Below are 24575 nucleotides of genomic sequence, written 5' to 3'. Positions count from 1 at the left end.
TCAGTCTCCTAATGTGTTAGCAAAAAAACGATACGTCGTTGTGGAATAGTATACTTCCTCCGGCTTTAAAATAACAGTCGGAAACTCCGGATGATGAATAGCATCAGGAAACCCTTGTGTTTCAAGGCAAACACCCAAATAGTTTCTAGCCCGTACACCCGAAATCGAAAATGGAGCCTCTAATTGATTCGATGTATAAACAACTACACACGGCTGGTCGGTCGTTACTAATAGCGTGCGGCCGCTTTCTTCATCACTTAACATAACCTGATTTTCGCCTTCTTTAGTAAAAATAAGCGGATGATCATACCCGTTTCCCACAAGCACATTTTGCGGATGTGTCGAATTCATCCCTGCCAATAACCTGTGGCCATGCTGAAAATCAAATGGGGTATTCCTTGTATTCAACACTTGACCAGTAGGAATAAGATCAGGACCCAGCTCTAAAAAGCGGTCGCTATCTAGCTTTAGTATATGCTCAGAACAATCCCTTTTTAAATTGCCGCTCAGATTAAAGTAGGAATGATTGGTTAAATTCACCACTGTTGTTTGATCTGTTTTTCCTTCATAAATAATATTCAATTCATTTTTATTGTTTAAAAGATAGGTAACGTTCGTATCTAAATTACCTGGGTAGCCCTCATCACCATTTGGGCTATGGTACATAAACTTCACGCCAACAGCGTTTTCCTCCTCTAGTAGTTCTGCTCCCCAAACCACTGAACTGAAGCCTTTTCCTCCGCCATGCAAGTGGTTGGGGTGCTCATTGTCCGCGAGCAGGTATTCTTTGCCGTCCAGTTCAAACCTGGCATCTTTGATTCTTCCCGCCACACGGCCTACTACTGCACCGAAGTACGGAGATAATTCCAGATAGTCCTCAAACTTTTCAAATCCAAGGACAACATTTTCAAAGTTTCCATGGCGGTCAGGGACGATGATTTTCGTAATGACACAACCATAATTAAGAAAAGAAACCGTCATTCCTGAATCGTTTACGAGGGAATACTCAATAACGGACGCACCATCATGACGGCCAACTAATCGATCTAATATTTTCATTAACTCTCACTCCATATTTTTGGGGCTTGGTAAGTCCGACTTTATGATAATGTTTGAATAAAACGCTTGAACCCTGCCGTCCCTGCTTCGTTCCGTTTAAATACACCAGCATCCTCTAACACTCTCAAAAACTTCTTGCCAACTTCTTCGCGTACAATAGATTCCACATTAGATTCTTCCGCGACAGCTTGATATCGTTCACGTAACTCGATAGCCCAGTTTAAATGATAATCAGCAACCAGGGCTTCTTTCCTGCCAAGAATGAAATTCTCCACTTCTTCAAGTTCCGTCTTAAGGCGTGCCGGTAAAACAGCAAGTCCCATTACTTCAATCAAACCGATGTTTTCCTTCTTGATATGATGTACATCAGCATGTGGGTGGAAGATGCCAAGTGGATGCTCGTCGCTGGTCCTGTTGTTGCGAAGAACCAAGTCTAATTCGAAAAGACCGCTATGTTTACGGGCAATTGGTGTAATCGTGTTGTGCGGTATTTCACCGGTGTTCGCCAAAATGCCGACTGTTTCATCACTGTAATTTTTCCATTTGGCTAAAATATGTGCTCCGGCTTCCACAAGTGAGCTAATTTCTTCTGAGCGCAGACGAATCACCGACATCGGCCATTTGACAACTGAACATTCCACATTCGATAATCCCGCCATTTTAAACGTCCAATCTTGCTCGGCATTCGCCATCGCAAATTGGTAATTTCCACCTTGGTAATGCTCATGTGATAAAATCGATCCGCCCACGATTGGGATGTCGGCATTGGATCCAAGAAAATAATGCGGGAATTGCTCCACGAAAGATAAGAGCCTTTCGAATGTCTTAGTGCTGATTTTCATATCCGTATGTGTTTCCGATAACACAATACAATGCTCGTTATAATACACATAGGGAGAATATTGTAAATACCACTTCTCCTCTAACAAATTCACCCGAATCATTCGGTGATTCGAGCGAGCCGGATGGCCGATTCTTCCCGCATACCCCTCATTTTCAACACATAGCAGACATTTCGGATAGTCTGTTTTTTGGGCTGCACGCTCAAGTTCGATACTCTTCGGATCTTTTTCCGGCTTCGATAAATTAATCGTAATGTCTAAATCACCGTATTCCGTAGCAGTCTTGTACTCGATATTTTGACGGATTCGCTTCATCTGGATGTAGTTACTATTTTTACTTAAATTATAAAAATAGTTGGTAGCTGTTTCTGGGTCCTGTCTATATTTTTCATAAAAAGACTGATTTACACTTGAAGGTCTGGCAATAAAACAATTGATGATTTTGCTCGAAAACATTTCTTTCTCATCAAATAGGTCTTCAATAATTCCCTGCTCACAAGCATAATCAACGATCTGTTCAAGCAAATCAGGGATATCTAGTGTCGTGTTTTCGGACGCATCGTTTTCCTTAAACGCCGCTAACTGTAGCAGCGCCAGAACTTGATTACGTACATATACCTCATCTTCCCGCTCTATTAATTGTGCAGCTAGAGCTTGATCGATTAATTGTTGAACTAAATTATCAATCACCATTTTTTTCACCATCCCCAAACGACTATAATTCAATTTCCTTTGCCCCGTCCCCAATGCTGGCAACGTAAAAATCAGCTTCGTACCCAATCTCGTCAAGATAAGCAGTACCCACATCGGCAATAAAATTTTCAACGGCTTCATTTTCAACAATCGCGATGGCACAGCCCCCAAAACCTGCTCCAGTCATTCGGGCACCAATCACTCCCGGCTGCCTCCAAGCTGCCTCTACTAAACGATCAAGCTCCATCCCGGTCACTTCATAATCATCTCGCAGGGAAATATGCGATTGATTCATCAATTGGCCGAACGCCTCTAAATTTCCAGCTTTGAGTTCCCCTAACGCCTTCATGGTTCTTACATTTTCATAGACCGCATGCTTCGCCCGCTTGCGAACGGTTTCACTGGTAATTATGTGTTGATTTTCATCAAACTCTACTTCAGAAAGCTGACCGAGCGCTTCGATTGGAAGTTTCTGCTGAAGCTGCGACAGTGCCTCCTCACATTCACTTCTACGCTCATTGTATTTTGAATCTGCCAGTTCTCGGCGTTTGTTCGTATTCATAATGATAATTTTGTGATTTTCCAGCTTTATTGGTGCGTATTCATATTTAAGAGTCTGGCAGTCTAGTAAGATCCCTGCATCTTTCTTCCCCATTCCAATTGCAAACTGGTCCATGATGCCGCTGTTAACACCGATAAATTCATTCTCAACCTTTTTACCAAGTTTAATGAGATCAATTCGGGGAATCGCTAATTCAAACAATCCATTCAAAAGAACTCCAGTCAACAATTCAATCGAAGCAGAGGAAGAAAGGCCTGCCCCGTTTGGAATATTCCCTTGGATAACGCACTCAAATCCAGTTGGAACTTCATTGCCTGCATCAATAATGTAATGAATCATCCCTTTTGGATAGTTAGCCCAATTGTGTTGTTTCTCGTAATCTAGCTGATTTAAATTAAATTCAATAATCCCTTTATCAGGGAAGTTTATAGAGTACAAGCGCACTAGCTGATCCTCGCGCTTCCTTGCAACCGCATATGTCCCATATGTAATCGCACACGGAAACACATGACCGCCATTATAATCCGTATGTTCACCGATTAAATTAATCCGGCCTGGAGCAAAAAAGGCTTTTTCAGGTAAAGCGTGAAATAAGTCTTGGAATGCTGTTTGTAATGTAGACATGTTCATTATCTTATCCTCCACCCATCTAGGCATCTAACAATCTATTCTAAAAACTGTTTATAATCTCATTTTACTCCGATTAGTAAAACAGTGCAAATATTTTACTAAAATTATTACTAAAAAAACACAAAAAAGGACGGATATATTTTTCCGTCCTCTCCTTGTCCTCTGTAGGAAACTTCTACATCCTTTACAGCAGACATCATTACTCAATAAAATTCAATCTTATATCGGTTTTGTCGATCAGTTCTAGATCCTTTGGGATTCTTAGATACAAGACGCTTTGACCCTCAAAATAATGGGACAACTGTTCACAAGTTGTGCCTGACACCCTTTAATAATGCTCCTTATTCGGTTTGCTAATCCGGGCGTTGAAGGGCGCATACGTATTTGTCGGGAGAACTCGGATCATTGGGATACTGCGCTCATTCGGAGGTATGGTTAGTTGGCCTAAAGATATTATTCTATTGAGGGAAAAAGAATTGTAAATTAACTACATTTCCGATCGATTCAACAAGAAGGTTCGGGAAATTATATAACTTGTTTTATTGCTTTTAAATGCTGAAGGTGTATGCCAATATGCCCAATGCCAATTATGATAGCAGATGCAATCAGCCAAATAACTTTACCATAAATACCCAATAGCAAAAAAGCCAAGACAGGCAGACTTGCACCAGGTACGGGAATTCCACAAAAACTTCGATAAAAATTTTCTTCCGTATGCTCGTTAATAAAATATCTAATCCAACTAATCTCATATAGAATCATCAAAAAAAATGATGTTATTAGCCACCAGCTCCATGCTGAAAATGGCACAATGTTAAAATCGCTAAAGATCAGTATGCTGCAAGTACAGCATACTTGTCCAACACGCTCAAACAATAATAATATTTTGTTTTCTTGGGAAGAGTTATAGTCAATTGGCTTATTCTTACTCCAAATGGTGTTTGGAATCCATAACATCAATAAATATATCAGACCCACATATGAAAATCCTAAATGACCTAACATATAATTTCCTCCCGATAAGATTCAACCCTAACCTTCAAAATAAATTTTCCTTACCCATTATTCCTCATTTTACCATTTATCAGCAGCCAAAACTTATGCAAAAAAATGAAATTATTATGAATTTTTCCTTACCTAAACTAACCGTTAGTTTAAATACGATTCTTCATAATTTTTAAATTAATTTTAACATAAATACCCAACAGCCATATTTCCTTTATACTCGGTAAAAGGCTTTGTATCACTATAAGCAAAAAAATGACTATCAAATTAGCACATTTTGATAGTCATTTTCCTATACATTTTTAATGTTTGCGATAGATAACTGAACCCGTTATCCTACCTGACGCTTTTTTATATTGGTTGTCAGGACCAAACGACGTGTCGTGCCGTGTCCACCGCACATGGACAGTGTCTTTTTATGGTGCCTGTCACCATTAAGTTATGAAGCACGTTTTAAATGTTTGAAATGTCCTTTTGAGAGAACTGTTTTTTCGAGGCGATGGGCCATGATTCCTGCGAAGACGGCTAGGATTATATCCTTTGGCAGCGGTGCAACCATCCATAGCCATGCCATTTTGTATGTAAATCCTTCCGGTGCTGCTGCCCAGAACTTATAGGCATAGTACATCCAGTTTGTCCCAAATAGGTAGTTTACGGCCATTCCGATTAAGGATGCAATGATAAAGGCAGCCATACTTTTTTTCTTCTCGACAATTTTCCCAATGATAAAAGCAGTGAAAATATAGGAAATGACAAAGCCGAAGGTAGGCCGGAAGATGATGGAGGGCCCTCCGATAAAACCAGCAAAAACAGGAACACCCACAAACCCCACTAACATATAAACTGTCATTGCAATCGATCCTAACCGACTGCCCAAAATGGCTCCTGCTAAAATAGCAAAAAAGGTTTGCAAGGTAATCGGAACTCCGCCAACATGCAAAAACGGAGCAATCGTAGCAATGTTCGCACCAATAGCCATCAATGCCACGAACATTCCGGCAAGTGTTAAATCAAGTGCTCTTAGCTTCATCATCGTTCTCCCACCCTAAAATTAATTAATTCGTATAAGTCTAAAATAAATGTTGGGATAGGTTATTGTCAACCTAAAATATCTTTAGTTAACAATAGAACACGAAAATTTAAGAGTAAACCACAGTAGGTCTTTTCATTCAAATATTAACCACGAAAACCCTATGAGACAGGTGCCTAAAACCCAAAAAACGAGTGTCCTCCGGAGGAGGACACTGTCCACGAATGGTGCCTGACACCAAATTCCTATTTTTCCCTTTCGATTCCGGTTATGATGCCGTAGCCGTTGTTTACTTTTATTTTGGCTACTATTTTGCCTTTTTCTGAGGCTTTTTCCCATTCTGTTCCGGTGTTGTCTTTGACATAGTATTTTTCTAAACCGTATTTGATGAGGACAAATTCTTTTCCGCTGTTGGTCTTATCGTAGAGGATTAATGTTCCTTTTAGAAAAATACCCTTAGCTGGTTTCCGAAGGGTGACCTTCAACGGGATGTGGACTCCGTTTTTTTCCTCAAATAGAACATACACCTCAATCTCACCCCAACTATTTCCCAGCTTACTCACTACTGCCTCTTCCACGAATTGGATCGGAACATCTTCTGCCTCATATCGGAGGGCTACATAATCCCCTCGAAATAAATCGGTCGGGTCGACCGGCTTTGTTTGGAGTTTGATTACTTCCCCCGTTAAAAGCGTATAAACAGGTTTAAAGCACATGCCGAGAAGAATCAGAACCGGCACCAAACAGCCCAATATTAACTGTCTCGCTCGTTTATTCATGTACTCCCACCCCTTTTTTTCTTTGTTTTTCAAAATAAAAACCAAAACCAAGCAGTAGGAATCCTCCAATAATAAACACAAAAGATTTTGGCAGGAAATCAAAAGATATATCCAAGTAAAAACGGAAGATCATTACGCAGAGGATGATGATACTGAGCAGACTCCCTCTTTTGATTAAGTACAAAACAAAGAGCAAGTACAGGAACGAGAAAGGAATATACATCCAATCAATTGGCCAATTCTCCTCGAAGGATAACAGAAGGGCAGCCGAGCCATGAACGAGGTATCCCAATACAACGTAGATGTCTCTAATTTTCCCCTTTGAAAAAACTAGGGCAATACCTAATACTAAATAGACTAAACCGTACACATAAGGGTCATCATAATTCTCATACTGATTGATGAAAAAGCTAATCACAGTCCCGATAAAGGCAAGGGCCAGCAGGCCTGTAACAAAACCGATCGCTTTTGAATAACGAATTTTTTCATTAAGAATATAAATGGCCGCAATCCATAGCAATATCCAAAATGGGATACTTAATCCTTGGAGGTATTGTTCATCTGCCAGATAAATAAGGGCAAATAGGGATGCAGCTAAGAGTATCCATTTATCTCGTAATACCCACGCTAACGGTAATATACCGAGCGACCACCATAAAAAGGCTGCTTGAAAACTTTGTCCCAGATGGAACATTTGCTCGACAAGGAAAATCCCTGCCCCGAACACTATGGCACCTAGATAATAAAGACCCTTTGATGTCTTCGGATAATTCTTTTCCATTTTAAATCCGGCTAGGTTACAAGCGATGAACAGTCCGATGATAAGAATGAATTTGACTGTTTTTCCGATTTCATCCCAATTGCTAGCAATAAAACTGAGTACCCCCGCGCCAATCAAAATGGAGCCGACATACAAAAGTGTTTTTGTAAAAGATAACCTCTGGACCTCGTACAGCTTCTCAATCTCTTTCGCCTTTCCTCCTGGAAGAACCTCTGTTTCTTCTAAAAAACGAAGTTCCCGCTTTAAGAAATTTAACTCATTCTGCTTTACAATTCGCTTTGCCAACATTCCCACCCCTCTCAACTTTTGTTTGATATGATACTCATAGAGTTACTTCAAAACAAATGCTCTACAATACTATTTATTCGATAATATATGGGAGAAGTCCTCCATAATCGAAATGGCGCCATACAGGAGGTTTCCCGCCGTTGCCTATGAAAACGGTGGAGAGGCATTTTTCTTACCTTATTTATTTGCTTTACTACCAGCGGGAATTCCTATTTTGATTATGGAATTCACCTCCTCAATGTTGTCAGAGTTTCAAGAAAAAAGTCATAATCAGATTCAGTTAAAGCACACAGAAAGGATTGGGCATACTTCATCGCCCAATCCTTTTGTTGTTTATTTGTTTATTTGTTTGTCATGGTGATAGTGGTATCAATGGTGACAGGCACCATAAAAGGACACTGTCCACCTAGTGTGGACAGTCATCTGAATGTGATTTTTTATACTATGAGGTTTTTATTTATGGCGGCAGTTTTTGCAGACTTTGATGGTTTGGTTTGTTTCAGTTTTGTGCGGGTAGAGAAGCTTTACTCCTGTTCTTTCACACAGTGGGCATGTCCCTCTGCCATTTGAAGGCAAGTAGCTGATTGTTTTTCCTCGGTTCCTTTTTGCCATTCCCCATCATTCCTATTCATAATAATTCCTGTTTCTTTATTAAATGTTGGACTGGCACAAAGGTTGATAGGCATTTAATGGTTTTTAACAATAGAGCCGCAATTCCCATGAAATATATTACAACTTTCCTTTTACAAAATTAAACAAAAAGCAGCAATATTAAACAATAAAAACAGTCGATTATCAATGTAAAGTTTATGGAAATTATAATGGAATAAAATCTAGTAATTTTGTGCTCCTAAAATTACTAGATTTTTCGAGTGGCACAGTACTTTTTAAATAGGTAAATAAACCTGCAAAATTCCTCTACTAAAATAAAGTTAGAATTTTTTCCAATAAATTTTTTGTAGATAGAATAGTAATCTATCTCAGATTTTACGACATATTTTTCCGAATATTCAAATTACAATATGTTTGTATTAAAATTTGTTGATAAGAATTTGGGGGTGCAGTTTTTGACAAAACAGAAAAAGCAGAAATGGAAAAGGAATTTAGTGGTGATGACTGCCATAACCGGACTGGGATTCTCTACATTTTATCCAGGCCTAAGTATTCCGGTTGCAGCGGTCGAACAGCCTGACCAGCCGATTCCTAAGGAAGAATCGGTCTCAATTGTTCAACTGGAAGTACCGAATCAAAAAGCAAAGGACAAGCTGCTTGAACTAGGCATTGATCTTACGCACAGAGCTCAAGAACATAATGGAATTCTTGAAGTAGATGCAGTTGTTACACCATCAGAGATTGCTATGTTAAAGACTTTCGGCATAAAAGTGAAAGATACCTTGATTACCGAAAATCAATGGAATGCAAGAACAACTGAGCGGCAAGCTGCTACAAAAATCGAAGCAAGTCTAGCTGCCAGCGAGGATACAGTAAAAATTCTCCGCGCCAACTATTATACAAATCAATCCGAAACATTCCTTTATATTGAAGCCAAAACAAGTGCAGGGACAGCTGCTAGCACGGCACTTACAGCTACATGGACAGAGAATGGAGTAGAAAAGTCAGCCACACTTAACAGATTTGTTGATTACGGTGAATATATGTACCACTGGTTAGAGCTCCCAATCAGCGCCATTCCTTCATCGGTAAAGGTTACCAGCAATTTGGGCGGAACAGCTACCGGAACGGTTACACAGTGGCTCGGTGCGGACAAGCCTGGAAATCCCAAAAAACATTATGTCAAGGACTTCGTCGATCACTATATGGCTCCAGGCGAATTATATGAACGGGCGAAAGAACTTGCGAAAGAGTTCCCTGATCTAGTTGAAATTATCGACATGCCGAACAAAACAAATGGGTACAGACGCCTTGCCCAGGCTCAATTGGGCAATACTACAAATACAGCTGTTGTAGTGACATCAAAAGCATGGGGCCATGAGGGTGGTAATGATCTATCGGTTGAATTCCGGAATCCTGGAACTATTAATGCACCGCTTAAAGTGACGGCTGATAGGAAAAAGATTTTAGTAGATTTAGCTACTGATTCATCAGGCAAAACGGTAAGTACAGCACAGCAAGTCATCACTGCCCTAAATTCTGATGCCAAACAGCTCGTATCCGCGGCTACATATCGCGGCAACACCGGTGCAGGTATAGTCTCCCCAGTCACCGCAAAATTAACGGACGGTTTAAACGCACCGGCAAATGTTTCGCGTGATCCTTTTACGGTTAAGGCAATCCGGATTGGTAAACACCGTGATGGGTCAAAGCCTGGTGTACTCGGATATGCCCAAGAGCATGCCCGTGAGTGGGTAACACCTCTCGTCACAATCGAAACAGCGGAACGTCTGCTTCGGAACTACGCTCATGACGGAGAAACCAAAAAGCTAGTTGATAACCTGGATATTTTCCTTGTGCCAACTGTCAATCCAGACGGGGCCAATTACAGCTTCTATGATTACAATATGCAGCGGAAAAATATGACCAATTATTGCGGGCCAGCCGAATCTGATCCTGCCTATCGTACCTCCTGGGGAGTGGACTTAAACCGCAACCATTCTGTCGGCTCCGCATTTGATGGATATGTTGGTGCTTCTACAACGCAATGTAGAAGCGGCACATACGCAGGACCAGCGGAAAACTCCGAACCAGAGGCAAGAAACCTAGTCTGGCTAGCTGACAATTTTTCAAACATTAAATTTGCAATGAATATTCACAGCTACGGCGGTTACTTTATGTGGTCACCAGGCGCCTATGATCCAAACCGCAAGACTCTTCCTCGCCCAACCGCCGGTGAAGAGGCATTTTACTGGGCAGTATCTGATATCATGTTAAACGACATTCAGGACCACCGCGGCACAGTCATCCTTCCAAGCCGTACAGGCCCAGTTCCGGATGTTCTCTACTCGGCTGCAGGGAATTCTGCTGACTACCTATGGTATGCAAAAGGCATATACGCCTGGGATTTCGAAGTAGGAGCAGATTTATGGAATAAAGAGAAGCAAAGATGGGAAGCAGTCGGATTCCAGCCGACATTTGCAGAAGGTCATGAAGAAGCGATGGAATTTGCAAACGGTCTAATTGGTATGATTAAAGTTGCATACAATAATGCAAAAGACCACCAGCCGCCTTCCACTAAAGCGGTGCCTGGAAACGGAAAATTCTCGGGACCTGTTGACGTTCAGTTTGAAACAAGCGAAGCAGCAACCATCTACTATACACTTGATGGCAGTCGTCCTACTTTCGAATCCGCACACATCAAATTAAGCGGAACCCGTGAAGGTGCAGAAACATTGAAGGTTGATAAAACAACCACCATCAATTGGTTCGCTGTTGATGCTGCTGGAAACATTGAAAAAAACTACAATCCACTTGGTAATGGGAAAAACTATAATTCTGTAACGCTTACGATCAAGTAACAAATAGCGGGAGAGTTGGCTCTATGCAGCCAACTCTTTTCTTTTATAAAATTTAGTAAAAAAAGCCCAGTCCATCACACTGCATGAACTAGGCTTTTCTTCGTTTTTATTTTTCAAAAATCGAGTTAGATAATAGTCGGAATAGGTAATCCGTATGGTCACGGAAGCCCGCTTCTAAACCAATCAAGGTCACATCTTTATCCTGCTCTTTCACGATAACGGCTTGGCCCTTGGCAGCACTGCTATTTTTCCAATGACCAGCTACAAAGAAGTCATCAGAGTTTGCTAGGGTTGCAACGACTTTGTCATTTCCAGTTCCGGTAAACCATGCTGGACGGTAAACGAAACCTAGATCATCCTGGCCATAACCCGCGGTTAAACCAGTTCCTTCGTACTTCACTTTCACGATTCCGTTATAATTAGATCCGCCCACATTAATTGTGTCGTCAGTAAGACCAAGTGTTTTCGTTGCTCTAGATGCCCCGGCACCAACAGCTACATATTTGCCGCCATCACTCACAAATTTTGACACATTCGCCTTGAATTTATCTAACTGACCAGCATTCTGGAAACCAAATTCTTTATTGGAAGCTGATAGATTTGTAGAAATAAGACTTTCGGTTCCACTGTAAACAAAAGCATCAAATCCAGTAAGACCATTCTCCGCTACTTCAACCGGCGTCACTTCTGTTACTTGGAAACCAAGTCGTTTCAGAGCAAGCTTTGTTCCGCTGTGAGACTGTACTTTCCCCATGCCGCCGTCCTTCAAAATGGCTACCTTTAAGCTTGATAAGGCTATTGCATCCGCTGGTACTTTAGCTGTCGATTCAATCTGCAAGCCAGATTCTTTTACGGCAGCTGAGATTTGATTTGCCGCTGCTTCTGTGTAAAAATTACCTTTTGTATCACGTTTAACAGTTACACCTTGTTGAAGCAATGTATTTACTAGATTAACAGCTTTTACGGAACTGTTCGCAATCAAGTATGGACCTTTACCTGTAACCGCACCTTGACCGGTTATCTTGTTAACCTTTGTTGTTGTCACATCGATTGAACTTTGCGTTGCTACTGCTTTAAAGCCCCAAAGCTCAGGTAAACTCCACGCTGAAATATCATACATGGCAGGTGTATCGTTCGAGATGTCTTCTCCATCCCAAAGCATCGTGTTGGCTAATCCAGCCTTTGCCTGATCCATCTTAACGATGTATGTTCCTTTAGGATATGATTGTCCATCCACTGTAAATGCTTTCGGCGCTTGAACCACATCAATGTCATTATTTATTAAATGATTGACGGCTTTTTGCGTTACAGTAGGGTCTTTTTCATCGACAGGAAGGATATAGGCTTTAGGGAAGAACCCATCCTTGTGGGAAGGATGATCAAAATTAATCCCACGCTTAAACATTTCAATTTGGTCGGTTATCATCGCTTGCTTGTTCTCTGTCGCAAAATTAAGCGCCCCGATAATGGCGTTATACATCCAGCGCACGCCGTCCCAATCATTTGTTGGGGTTTCTAACGTATGTCCATATGCACCATGGTACATCGCATACATAGGTGTAAAGATTGGCGGATAATCATCCCATCCGGCTGCGTCATCACGCTGTGGAACATAAACGCCTTTCATATTTTGATATAAAGTGTTCGATGAGAATTTATCCTTTTGGCTCAAAATCTGGGCTTCCATCGCTTCTGCCTGTTGATAAGCCCACTTGTTATATAAATCGTACTCATAGTTTGGATTATGTGGTGGCGTACATGGTTCAATTAATCCCTGTAGATTTGGCCCGTAATTTTTTACATATCCATGCGTATCAAGGAACACCATTGGGTTCCATTCTTTAATGAGTTCAACTGTTTCTCTCGTTTCCGGCTGGGATTGGGTAATGAAATCACGGTTTAAGTCAATCCCCTCACCGTTAAATCTGGTTGCGTCAACGCGTCCGTCAGGGTTTTGGACCACATTAAATATAAGAATGTTATTGGCTAAAATGTTCTTTGTCTCTTGGTCATTCTCAGTTGCAAAACGCTCAATTAACTGCAGGATGGCATCAGTGCCGGCAAATTCAGTCCCATGAATCGAACCGTTGATCATAATGGGCACTTTAAAATCTGGATTATTGGTAATCCAATCTTGAGCTTTCCCAGGATTTTTAAACATTTGTTTTCTAAGTGACTGGATTTTCCCGAACTTCCCTTGAGTTGTTGGGTCGGCAATTGTAACGACATAAAGAGGATGTCCATCCGCTGACGTACCGCGAACTTCCACTTTAATACGGTTAGACTGTTTCTCGATGGCTTTCAATTTTGTGCCAATTTGCGAGAATTTCACAAAGTCATAGTTTTCACTATTAAACTTACTTCCATCCTGTTCTTCATTTACATTAACGTTTGTCCATTTTGGCGCCTCTGCATACCCAACAGTCCATGGTACAGTGGTTAGCAAACTAACAGCTAAAAGGCCTGCAATCTTCTTTTTCTGCATCATCATTAACCTCCAATTATGTATTTTTATTTAAAATAATGTATTTTTATTTATTTTAATAGCAAAACTATTAAAATACCATCCTCCCTTTCTCCCAGTATTACCAGGTAAAAGGAACCATTAAAATACATACACTACAATTCTATGAACAAATTCCCCTATTATTACATTCCAAATAAAATAAATGGTGTCAGGCACCACAAAAAGACACTTGTCCACGAACAGAGGACAAATCATATTTAATTGCATGTTTACCCACTATTTTTTATACATATTTCCAAGAAGGATAACGCCCCGGAGTTTGCACGACAATAAACCGCTTTCCATAAGATAGGAATAAGAGCTTTGACTAAACTTTCAAGTGGAAGGGAAAGATGTGGTGCTTTTATATGAAAAAATCCCAGGATTATCACTATTCGTTTCGAAATCTTCAGGAGAATGATTTGTCATTCGAACAGGTCTTTGAACGGATTGTTACATTCATGAAAAGTAATCCAAACGGGAATTATCGTCTGATGGTGGGGACAGATTCACAGGTTCATAGATCACAGACCGTTTTTATCACCGGCATTGTGATTCAAAATGAGGGAAATGGTGTGTGGGCATGCATAAGAAAGGTAATTGTACCAAGAAAAATGATGCATTTGCACGAGCGAATCTCACTTGAACTCTCCTTAACCGAGGAAATCGTTTCGATGTTTACCGAGGAAAGGAAAAATGTAATGATTTCAATTGTCCTTCCCCATCTTTACCAAGGAGCAACATTTACAATGGAGGGGCATATCGATATCGGGGCAGGTAAACGAAATAAGACGAGTGAATTCGTCAAAGAAATGGTGACGCGCATCGAATCTATGGGAGTAGAACCGAAAATCAAACCCAATGCCTTCGTCGCCTCAAGCTATGCGAACCGCTACACTAAATAAGGGTGTCAGGCACCACAAAAGGACAGTTGTCCACGAGTGGTGCCTGACACCCTTATTACGATTGCCATATTATATATAGTTCAATTCTACCTTTACGGTAGTGCCTTTGCCAGGCTGGCTTTCAATCTTCATGGTGCCGTTATGTTCCTGGAGTATTTTGTTGCTGACGGTCAGACCCAGTCCAATTCCTTTATCCTTTGTTGTGTAGAACGGTGTCCCCAAATAGCCCATGAGCTCTGTGTCGATTCCAATACCTTCATCGGAAAAACTAATCTGTACTCTTTTCTCCTCCAGCTTTTGTACATCAATATAAACTTTTCCTCCGTACTGCATAGATTCAATGGCATTTTTCAAAAAATTAACAAAGACTTGTTTCAATTGGTGTGGGTTGCAAAGTAAATCGATCTCATTTGTATGATAGCGATTTATAATTTGAACATTATGTAGCAAAGCTTGTGGATGAAGAATTTTAACCGTACTTTCCAGAATTGAATTTAAACTTTCCCGCTCAAATTGAATCGCTTGAGGTTTGGCAAGGGACATAAATTCGTTTACAATCATATCGATACGATCTAGCTCGTTCGTGATAATCGATAAATAATCTTCTTGCTTCTCCTTATTGGTGGTACTTTTCAACAGTTTGGAAAACCCCTTTAATGAAGTCAATGGGTTCCGTATTTCGTGGGCGACTCCGGCAGCTAATTGACCGATGATGGACAGGCGGTCTAAATTTCGGAGCGCATCATCATTTTTTACCCTGTCAGTAATATTTCTGCTAACCGTTACATAGGATTCAACCTCATTAAGCTCATTAAAAATTGGAGAAACAGTCGTTTCCGAATCGATTACTTCATTACTGCCAGTTTTAATTTTTGTTTGAAATAGGAGGGGCTCTCCCTTATCTATCAATTCCTGATAAAAGCATTCAAAATGCTCCTTTTCCTCAGGCACTATAATTTCATATACGGTTTTTCCGATTAATTGCTCAGGCGTATACCCAATCCCTTTTGCATGTGAAGGAGAAGCATACATAACCTTCTTATCCTTCGAATAAAGCTTAATCATATCTGTTGTATTTTCCGTAATTAATCGATACAATTCACGCGTTTTTTTCAATTCTCTTTCCATATTTAAACGGTTTGTAATATCACGATAAACGGCGATGATGGCAATTATTTCTCCATTCAAATTCCGAAAAGGAGAATAGGAAACGGCAATATCAAGAATGGTGCCATCCTTATGGCTGCGCTGTGTATTCATATTATGAAAGGCTTCGCCACGTTTGACTGCTCCTATTATTTCGATAACAGTGTCGGGATTGGGAAATTCCTCGAATGTTCTTCCTAAAACATCCTCCTCTGTATAACCAAAAATATTGGTATACATAGGATTTATTCGAATAAACCGATTCTCCATATCGACAATACAAATCCCATCGGCCGTACAATCAAGAAAAAGGTCAATTAATTCATCTGGATTATAGACCACAGATTCATTTTCTTTTCCAAAAATCGGGAAACACATCGCCATAGAAATCTCTCCAAACACATCAAAAGTACTATCAATCTCCATTTTACAGAATTTTTTGGTAAAGGGAAGAAATATTTTCAATAGGGTGTCAGGCACCATAAAAAGACACTTTCCATCCCAGACGGACACTTTTGAAGAACAAAAAACGCTTGTGCCCATGAGCAGCGGCTGCAAGCGTTTCTGTGTTTTCCATTTTCATTTTTTATTAACGAGCAGTATGAACCCCACTGATTGAAGTTTCACTTTATAATGCTTCTTCTACTTCTTTTGTCATGGCTTTGACGGATTTTAGGCCGCCGCCGCTTAGGTACCAGGAGTCGGCATCTAGATAGACAATTTTATCATTTTTATAGGCTTCCGTTTTCTTCACCAGCTCATTTTCAACGATTTCTTTCGCACCAACTTCGCCGCCGACAGCTGTCGCACGGTCAATGACGAACAGGACATCCGGATTCTTCTCTTTAATATATTCAAACGTAATGCTTTGGCCGTGTGTAGAGACTTCAATATTCTTATCGGCCGCACCGAACCCAAACACATCATGGATAAGCCCGAAACGGGAACTTGGGCCATAGGCGCTCACTTTACCCTCATTCGCCAAGACAATAAGCCCTTTTTGATCAAGTGCAGACGCCTTTTTGTTTAACTTTTCAACACTCGCTTCAATGTCTTTTAGTTCACTTGCCACCTTGTCTTCTTTGCCAAAAATCCCGCCAATTAAGTTCATATTTTTCTCAAAAGAATCCATGTAATTAGCATAATCTAGACCGACATAAACGGTAGGGGCAATCTCTGCAAATTGGTCATATAATTCTGCCTGGCGTGTGGAGATAAAAATAACATCTGGCTTTAGTGCATGAACCGCTTCGAAATCAGGCTCTTTTAAGCTGCCGACATTCGTATATTTCTTATCCGCATATTTTTTCAGATAGGAAGGAATGGTTGCCTGTGGAACACCTGTGACCTCGATACCTAACTCATCTAGGGTATCTAAGACACCAAAATCAAACACAACCACTTTTTTCGGATTTTTCTCAACAACAGCTTCACCATATTGATGCTTAATCGTCATTTTCTCAGCTGTATCTGCCTTATTTGAGGATGCCGTTTTCGCCTTGCTTTCCTCTTTGGAGGTCCCTCCACATGCTACTAAAATCAAAATCATCGTAAAAACCAATCCCAGTAAACTCCATCTTTTCGTCATCTGCTCATCTCTCCTTTTTCATCATGAATTAAAATATACACAGATTCTACAGTTGTTCATTTCCTGAATCGGAATATCCATATCGTAAATTTCGCTCAAGGCCTCTGACTGAATAATCTCTTCTGTTGGCCCGTCTTTCACCACCCTGCCATCCTTCATCGCGACAATTCGGTCAGAATAAACGGAGGCAAAGTTAATATCATGCAGGACAATGACCACCGTTTTACCTAGCTCATCTACAAGCCTGCGCAAAATCTTCATAATCTGAACCGAGTGCTTCATATCCAAATTGTTGAGTGGTTCATCAAGCAATATGTACTCGGTATCCTGGGCGATCACCATGGCGATAAAAGCACGCTGCCGCTGACCGCCCGATAATTCATCTAAAAAGCTGTCCTGCATTTCGGTTAAATGCATGTACGCAAGCGATTGCTCAACGAACCGTTCATCCTCTTCAGTTAAACGGCCTTTCGAATAAGGAAACCGGCCAAAAGATACAAGCTCGCGAATCGTAAGCCGGACATTCATGTAATTCGACTGCTTCAAAATTGAAACTCTTTTAGCAAATTCCTGTGATTTCATTTTCCTTACGTCCGCATTGTCGACAAGCACTTCACCCGTATCCGCATCAAGCAGCCGGCTGACCATCGACAAGAGCGTTGATTTACCCGCGCCATTCGGCCCAATAAAGGAAGTGATTTTTCCAGGCTGAATATCCACGGTAACTTGGTCCACAACCGACTTCTTCCCGTATAACTTCGTCAATGCCTTTACTTGAATCATGCCGTTTTCCTCTCCTTCAGTAGTAAATAGATGAAATAGACACCACCGATAAAATTAATAATGACACTCAGTGTTGTCGAAAAAGTAAAGACCCGTTCAACCACCCATTGTCCGCCGACTAAAGCAATAACACTCATCACCACTGCACCGCTGATCAGCACCTTATGCTTGTAGGTTTTGAAAAATTGATACGATAGATTGGCGACAATTAAGCCAAAAAAGGTAATCGGTCCGACGAGTGCCGTCGAAATCGAAATGAAAATCGCTACAATGACAAGCATTTGTTTCACAATTGAATCATACGGAACGCCGAGGTTAATCGCCATTTCGCGGCCAAGCGATAAAACATCAAGATATTTTACATAACGCCATGCATAGATCATCACCAGGGCAACAATGACAATCGCCATCCATACCAAATCCGAATTGATATTGTTAAAACTAGCAAACATCCGGTCTTGGACAATCTGAAACTCATTCGGGTCAATCAGCACTTGAAAAAAGGTAGAGATACTCGAGAAAAACGTGCCGACGATAATCCCGACAAGCAGTAAAAAGTAGATCGGCTGCCCGCCTTTTTTAAATAAAAAGCGATATAAGAATAGGGAAAACACAATCATCACGGCAACAGAAAGTAAAAAGTTCACCTGTTTATTGACAACAATCATGTGGCCGGAGCCTAAAAAGAATATAATCACCGTTTGTAACAGTAAATATAGAGCATCTAGCCCCATAATACTTGGCGTTAAAATGCGATTATGGGTAATCGTCTGGAATACAACTGTCGCATAGGCAATTGTAAATCCTGTAATCACCATGGCAATCACTTTTATCGCCCTTCGAGGCAGGGCGTAATCAAAACTGCCGTTTAAATCATGAAATAAGTAAAGGACACAGCAGCCAGCGGCAACGAAAGCGAGACAGATCATCTTCATCGAATTACGCATATACCTTCCTCCTAAAAAGAAGGTAGAGGAAAATCCCGCTGCCGATAACACCGACCATGAGACTAATCGAAATCTCGTATGGATAAATAATTACCCGGCCCAAAATATCACAAACTAGCAAAAAGTTAGCCCCCAGAAGGGCGGTATGCGGCAATGTTTTTTGCAAGTGGTCTCCTTTAAAAATCGAGATGATATTCGGAATAATTAAGCCGAGGAACGGGATAACCCCGACTGTCAGGACGACTGTTGCCGTTATTAACGCAACAAGCGCCAGCCCAACGTTTACGACCCTGCGATAGGAAAGACCTAAATTTTTTGAAAAATCTTCCCCCATCCCGGCTACGGTAAAGCGGTTGGCAAATAAATAGGCTATCACTAATATCGGAATACTTATGTATAACAGTTCATAGCGCCCTTTCATGATCATTGAAAAATCACCTTGCAGCCACGCCGACATATTTTGAATCACATCTGCCCGGTAAGCGAAAAATGTGGTAACGGAGGACAAGATGTTCCCAAACATCAGCCCGACAAGCGGAATGAAAATGGCATCTTTAAACTTGATACGATCGAGAATTTGCATAAATAAAAACGTACCGCCAAGTGCGAATACAAAGGCAACGACCATTTTTTCTATCATAGAGGCGTTTGCAAATACCAACATCGAAACGAGGATTCCAAGACGAGTGGCATCCAAAGTTCCTGCCGTTGTCGGCGAAACAAATTTATTACGGCTGAGCTGCTGCATGATTAAACCGGCTATACTCATCCCCGCCCCTGCCAGTAAAATCGCTACAAGCCGCGGCACCCTGCTGATAAGAAAAATTTGCGTTTCTTCAGATTGAAAGTCTAGCAGGTCCATTGGTGAAAGCCTGCTTACCCCAACAAATAATGAACCCATAGATAAAATAATTAATGCCAAAAGTAAATATCGTTTCTTCATGGCTGTCCCCAATAGTTTAGTTTTATAGATGATATTGAAAATCATTATCACTAATCCTTACAACCTTGATTATAACAGGGTAAAATATGTTGTCAATGGATAAATGAGAATTTCTATCAATTAAAATGGTAACGATTAACAAATAGGATAATGGAACATGATGTGAAACTTGAAAAATAATTGTGAAACAGCCCTCCGCAAACATGAACATTGTTAGCCTTTAGAACATATTTTAATACTACAAAACAAACTTGAAAAAGACCGTGGCCCCTATTACCACGGCCAAAAATAGTGTATGAGATTGAAAGAATAATCCATCCTTTGTCAGCCAAACAAATGTGGATTATTTTTTTGTTTTCTTTTACAAAACATGTAACTCACCCTTAAGATTTAGTTTGCCAGATAAATCGTCTTGACATGCTTATGATTTCGATACACGGTTTCCCTTTCTGCGGTAATTAAGGTCAAACACTTATTACCGGCTTCCTGAAGTAAGCCAATTTTTTCACTGCTGTTACCGCCATCGATGACGACAAGCTGATTCTCTAACTTTTTACATTGCTCATCGAAGCTTCTTGCTAATGGGATCTTGGTTGAATTGACAGGAAAAGTTTGATTACTTAAAGAATATGGCGCTGCATTTTCCGGATACGGGATCAACCATTTTACATGATTCATTGAAATATACATTGTTTTATACACGGGGGAGTAAAAGACAAAATAGTCATTCATAATACTCGTTAAATAGCCATGAATCGACTTATTCCCCGTTACATACACCTCCACAAATCTTCCCTTAGCGTTGGTTAACATTCTTCGAAATGAAATGGCATGTGGATCTGTTTCGAGCGGTTTTTCTGAGGGTTGTTCATAATAGGTGCTGTTTTCCTCAATTTTCTTTTCTTTTATCCGCTGAATATGAACGGACGGAATATAATAAAAGTTCCCCGTTCTCCCTACATATAAAACAATGATATCCAATCCGGCATCAACAAGTATGCCTGAGTAAAAATTTCCGCCTGAAATCTCAATTTCAATATTTTTCCCCATTAAATCGCTAAACTCATTCATTTTCATTTCTCCTTTACCTTTTTAGCTCTAGTTATTGCAGTGCCCCGCCAAAGAGCCACGAAACCCAATAATATAAAACTACTAACGTAAACAATGTCGCCGGTGGAATGACCACTACGGTGATTTTTACATATTCCCACCATGTGATCATGATTTTCCCTTTTCGAACGACGATGTGCATCCACATCAGCGTAGCAAGCGTACCCATCGGGAGCAGTAATGATCCCATGTTACTGCCAATGACGTTTGCTAAATAAGATACCTTCAAGGTCAACGTGTCTAATCCCATATGGGTTAACGTCAGTGTTCCAACCATGAGTGCTGGGTGATTGTTGAAAATATTGGAGAGAATGGACAGGAGTCCACCCATCATTACACTCGCATGAAGCAGGCTTCCAGACACCATCGGCTCCATAAAGGCAATCAGCCAGTCCGTTAATCCGATATTGTTCAAACCGTAAATAATCACATACATACTAAAAGCAAAAACGAGTATATACCACGGAGTTTTTTTAAGCATATCAGTCGGAGGAATTTTGAGATAGGCCCATCTCCAGCCTAAAAGAACAAGGGAGCCTATTACCGCCATAAGCGAAACTGGGATAGCAAAATACGATGCGACAAAAAGGCTGACACGAACAGCGAAAACAAATAGCAGGACATTACGCATGAACTTTGACCGTGCTTTTTCAGAAGAAGGGTGTGTTCCGGGCTTTAGCGGGTGATAGGATGATTTGGTTAGACCTGTAACATTTGTAGGAACGGTTTTCGGCAGTACTTTTTTAAAGCGCAGGAATAGCAGATAAACTAAAAGCAGAAGCCCGAGTGTTGCTGGAACAAGCATCATTGCGGTATGCATATACAAGCTCATATCGACGATTTTCAATGCGATTAAGTTAACGATATTACTAACGCCAATTGGGGCACTTGAAGCGGTGGCAATTAAGCCCCCCGACAATAAATACGGGATTTTTTGATGATTTTTAAGACCCATGTTGTTCAATAGCATGACAAGAATCGGTGTCGTGATTAGGATACTCCCATCATTATTAAAAAAAAGCGTCATCAGAAAACATAACAGGTTGACGTACCAGAAAAGCCTGATACCGGACCCCTTCGCCTTGGCCGCGAGCTTCTCGGCCACCCAGTTAAAGAATCCAAAGCTTTCTAAGACGATTGCCATGACAATCGTTGCGATAATGGTGATGGCGGCACCGCTGATGGTTTCGGTGATAATACCAAGGTCGGACAGTGTGACACTGCCGCTGATAAAAACAAGAATCGCGCCAATTGTGGCTGGAATCGCCTCGTTAATTCCGTGCGGTCTCCAAAGGATAAAAATCAGTGTGGCCACAAACGAGAAAATTGTCATCCACACCATTGGTTGAAATTGCATAATGATCTCCTCTCAAATGCTCGTAATTCATGATGTCATCATGATGCGACATTCACCCCTCAAACAGTTCGTCCGCTTCTGTCCCCCCCTTCCATTTGTCTCTCTTGTTTCTATGTACTTTATTTATATGTATTGGGAATTTGACAGGCTCTAGGTTTGTACCCTTTTAGGGAAAATTCCACAAGAATCTAGATAAGTTGGTAAAAGTAAAAAGGGTGTCAGGCACCATGTGAATGGTGCCTGACACCCTTTTTAAGCTATTGACACTATTTATATTATTTTCTCCCTTTTTCTAAGGGGTGGTATTTCCAAATAGGTCACCACTTTCCAGATCCATTCCAATGGTCCGAATCGAAAGAAGTGGAGCCAGATTGTGGTGAATATAAGCTGGATGATATAAATCGTTAAACAGATGTATAGAGATTGTATATAGGTAATATTGTTGAATAAATTCAGCATATTTCCAACCAGATAAATAAAGGCTGTTTGTGAAATATAGTTAGTTAGTGCCATCCGCCCGTAGCTTTTTAAAGGGGACAGTACCTTTTGAAAAAATGAAGATTGCAAGAGCAACACAAAGAGCCCAACATAAAAGGCCGAAATAATCGGTCCAATTGATATCCCAATGTTAAAGAATCGTTGTGTCGTCAGGAAATCCACTTCCGAACCATGGCCAAAAACAACCGGGGCATATTGATATTGATAAATAAGACCTAGAATACTTAAACCCAACATGATACTTGTAAAAAGGATTATCTTATTACGTTTTTTAGAGAGCTCTTCGAACAAATGAAATTGGCCTGCTGCAATTCCCAATAACATTAGTGGAATCACCATAAACAGTTTGAATGAAAAAATCGCCAAGACGATTAACATGGCGGAGCCAAATACTAGATTAACTACCTTATGGGCTTTGTAAAATGGCAAAATAATAAGTCCGCAAATGGCATAAACCGTTAATGCTTCGCCTGGATGGAAACGGACATGAACCAAGCCCATGATCAATAAGGCAATCATGCGCCTCAAGAACAAAACATATCCATTCTTTCCTTTTGCATTGGCCCGTGTGATAAAAATATAAAAGCCAACCCCAAACAAAAAGGTAAAAATCGTATAAAAGCGCCCTTCCACAAATAAATATAAAAACCGCCAGTAAGTAGTCTCCAAGGTGTGGGGCGAAGGCAGATTCACAGACAGCAAAGGTATTATATTCACCAAAATAATCCCCATCAGCGCAAACCCACGCAAATAATCTAATGTATCAATCCGTTTATTTATATTCATCACCTTTTCTATTGAAATGTTCCTTCCCCCTCCCGCTAATATTCCAGCTGATAAATCAAAAACCGTTCATTCGGATTATGTTCATACAAATAAGGCAGGATGACCTCCCCTTTTAATTCAAACGAAGTCTGGCTTTCGAGAAAATAAATATAATCCTCCGATGGATAATATAACACAAGCTCAATTACCCGTTCCGCTTTCTCCACTGACAGCAAAATATGATTTACAATCTTCCTAAACACTTGAATCGAAAACGGATTGAAGAAATAAAAGCGATTATCCCTTGCATCAATCTCATACTCTTCTGCCAAGCAGCAATAGAATTGAATTTGATCCTGACCCTTTTTCAATTTCCCCACGTAACTCCCGCAATTTTCAACTGCCGCTTGAAAAAGAGTCTCATTCATTTCCACCCCAACCACAGATGCATGAAAAAAATAGTGGAGATAAAAATTCAAGCGCCCTTTACCGCACCCAAAATCAACTACCCGGTCACTGCTTTTCACTTCATAATGACGAAATAGCTCTTCCAAAGCACTATAGGGAGTCGGCTCATACGGATGATAATGCAAGGACTTGTTGGCGATCCCTCCCCCATATTGATCTCCCTTTGTTTTTATGTTCAATAATTTATCATAATAATGTTCTTTCATCGCTTACACCTATTCAAGTATATTTAAAAGCAACAATTCCACATTTAGATTAAACCATTTTTTGAAAAAAAGACATTAAAAACGCAGCCCCATCCCCTATCCCTGTTTATCAGCTTAATAAGAAGGAAAAAGTGGTATAATGTCGAAAGTCATATAATATAGAATAATGATTTGCCTTGTAACTTATGGGGACAACATTTATTCCTCTATT

General features: G+C 40.5%; 19 protein-coding genes and 1 pseudogene. 3 read left to right on the top strand and 17 right to left on the bottom strand.

Going from position 1 to position 24575, the window contains the following annotated elements; translation table 11 throughout:
* The 7 genes from ACIQXV_RS14815 to ACIQXV_RS14785 form a co-directional block, all read right to left on the bottom strand.
* The gene (locus ACIQXV_RS14815) at positions 1-1059 is read right to left on the bottom strand and encodes an aldose epimerase family protein (RefSeq protein ID WP_402959978.1); all 1059 of its coding nucleotides are present in this window, start codon (positions 1057-1059) and stop codon (positions 1-3) included.
* A gap of 41 nt (positions 1060-1100) precedes the next feature.
* A complete protein-coding gene (gene galT / locus ACIQXV_RS14810; RefSeq protein ID WP_402960043.1) occupies positions 1101-2594 on the bottom strand; it encodes a UDP-glucose--hexose-1-phosphate uridylyltransferase in 1494 nt (497 codons plus the stop codon).
* Positions 2595-2616: 22 nt separating this feature from the next.
* Positions 2617-3786: a galactokinase gene (locus tag ACIQXV_RS14805; RefSeq protein ID WP_402959977.1), complete on the bottom strand. Its 1170-nt coding sequence runs from the start codon at positions 3784-3786 to the stop codon at positions 2617-2619.
* A 525-nt stretch (positions 3787-4311) separates the two neighbouring features.
* On the bottom strand, positions 4312-4791 hold the full coding sequence (locus ACIQXV_RS14800; protein ID WP_402959976.1) for a hypothetical protein: 480 nt from the start codon (positions 4789-4791) through the stop codon (positions 4312-4314).
* A 439-nt stretch (positions 4792-5230) separates the two neighbouring features.
* Entirely contained in the window at positions 5231-5824 is a 594-nt protein-coding gene (locus ACIQXV_RS14795) for a biotin transporter BioY (RefSeq protein WP_402959975.1), read from the bottom strand.
* Between the two features lie 242 nt (positions 5825-6066).
* Positions 6067-6600 carry a GDYXXLXY domain-containing protein gene (locus ACIQXV_RS14790; protein WP_402959974.1) on the bottom strand — a complete coding sequence of 178 codons (534 nt, stop codon included), beginning with the start codon at positions 6598-6600 and terminating at the stop codon, positions 6067-6069.
* Positions 6593-7669 (bottom strand): DUF2157 domain-containing protein, encoded by a 1077-nt coding sequence (locus ACIQXV_RS14785; RefSeq protein WP_402959973.1) that lies wholly within the window; start codon positions 7667-7669, stop codon positions 6593-6595. The genes ACIQXV_RS14790 and ACIQXV_RS14785 overlap by 8 nt, the downstream gene beginning before the upstream one ends.
* 124 nt (positions 7670-7793) lie before the next feature.
* Between ACIQXV_RS14785 and ACIQXV_RS14780 the strand changes: the two are divergent.
* Both ACIQXV_RS14780 and ACIQXV_RS14775 read left to right on the top strand, forming a co-directional pair.
* Positions 7794-7901, top strand: a pseudogene (locus ACIQXV_RS14780) (hypothetical protein); the annotation flags it as partial.
* 835 nt (positions 7902-8736) lie between these two features.
* A complete protein-coding gene (locus ACIQXV_RS14775) occupies positions 8737-11142 on the top strand; it encodes a M14 family metallopeptidase (protein ID WP_402959972.1) in 2406 nt (801 codons plus the stop codon).
* 106 nt (positions 11143-11248) lie between these two features.
* Here ACIQXV_RS14775 and ACIQXV_RS14770 read toward each other — a convergent pair whose 3' ends face one another.
* Positions 11249-13630 carry a M14 family zinc carboxypeptidase gene (locus ACIQXV_RS14770; RefSeq protein WP_402959971.1) on the bottom strand — a complete coding sequence of 794 codons (2382 nt, stop codon included), beginning with the start codon at positions 13628-13630 and terminating at the stop codon, positions 11249-11251.
* Positions 13631-14016: 386 nt separating this feature from the next.
* Here ACIQXV_RS14770 and ACIQXV_RS14765 point away from each other — a divergent pair, with 386 nt between their 5' ends.
* On the top strand, positions 14017-14553 hold the full coding sequence (locus ACIQXV_RS14765) for a ribonuclease H-like YkuK family protein (RefSeq protein ID WP_402959970.1): 537 nt from the start codon (positions 14017-14019) through the stop codon (positions 14551-14553).
* Between the two features lie 69 nt (positions 14554-14622).
* Here ACIQXV_RS14765 and ACIQXV_RS14760 read toward each other — a convergent pair whose 3' ends face one another.
* The 9 genes from ACIQXV_RS14760 to ACIQXV_RS14720 all read right to left on the bottom strand — a co-directional run bounded on the left by ACIQXV_RS14760 (position 14623) and on the right by ACIQXV_RS14720 (position 24364).
* Positions 14623-16083, bottom strand: coding sequence for a PAS domain-containing sensor histidine kinase (locus ACIQXV_RS14760; RefSeq protein WP_402959969.1), 1461 nt, complete (start codon positions 16081-16083; stop codon positions 14623-14625).
* 244 nt (positions 16084-16327) lie between these two features.
* A complete protein-coding gene (locus tag ACIQXV_RS14755; RefSeq protein WP_402959968.1) occupies positions 16328-17287 on the bottom strand; it encodes a siderophore ABC transporter substrate-binding protein in 960 nt (319 codons plus the stop codon).
* Positions 17288-17308: 21 nt separating this feature from the next.
* Positions 17309-18070: an iron ABC transporter ATP-binding protein gene (locus ACIQXV_RS14750; RefSeq protein ID WP_402959967.1), complete on the bottom strand. Its 762-nt coding sequence runs from the start codon at positions 18068-18070 to the stop codon at positions 17309-17311.
* The gene (locus tag ACIQXV_RS14745) at positions 18067-19017 is read right to left on the bottom strand and encodes an iron chelate uptake ABC transporter family permease subunit (RefSeq protein WP_402959966.1); all 951 of its coding nucleotides are present in this window, start codon (positions 19015-19017) and stop codon (positions 18067-18069) included. The genes ACIQXV_RS14750 and ACIQXV_RS14745 overlap by 4 nt, the downstream gene beginning before the upstream one ends.
* Positions 19010-19960, bottom strand: coding sequence for an ABC transporter permease (locus ACIQXV_RS14740; protein WP_402960042.1), 951 nt, complete (start codon positions 19958-19960; stop codon positions 19010-19012). The genes ACIQXV_RS14745 and ACIQXV_RS14740 overlap by 8 nt, the downstream gene beginning before the upstream one ends.
* Positions 19961-20350: 390 nt before the next feature.
* Positions 20351-21031 (bottom strand): DUF2642 domain-containing protein, encoded by a 681-nt coding sequence (locus ACIQXV_RS14735; protein WP_402959965.1) that lies wholly within the window; start codon positions 21029-21031, stop codon positions 20351-20353.
* A gap of 31 nt (positions 21032-21062) precedes the next feature.
* A complete protein-coding gene (locus tag ACIQXV_RS14730; RefSeq protein WP_402959964.1) occupies positions 21063-22427 on the bottom strand; it encodes an arsenic transporter in 1365 nt (454 codons plus the stop codon).
* A 270-nt stretch (positions 22428-22697) separates the two neighbouring features.
* Positions 22698-23711, bottom strand: coding sequence for a DUF418 domain-containing protein (locus ACIQXV_RS14725; RefSeq protein WP_402959963.1), 1014 nt, complete (start codon positions 23709-23711; stop codon positions 22698-22700).
* A 35-nt stretch (positions 23712-23746) separates the two neighbouring features.
* Entirely contained in the window at positions 23747-24364 is a 618-nt protein-coding gene (locus tag ACIQXV_RS14720; RefSeq protein WP_402959962.1) for a methyltransferase, read from the bottom strand.
* Positions 24365-24575 lie beyond the last annotated feature (211 nt).

The sequence above is a fragment of the Neobacillus sp. NPDC097160 genome, assembly GCF_044762155.1.
Taxonomy (GTDB): domain Bacteria; phylum Bacillota; class Bacilli; order Bacillales; family Cytobacillaceae; genus Neobacillus.
Note: the sequence above shows the minus strand (reverse complement) of the source record. Positions and strands in the feature narration are given on the sequence as shown.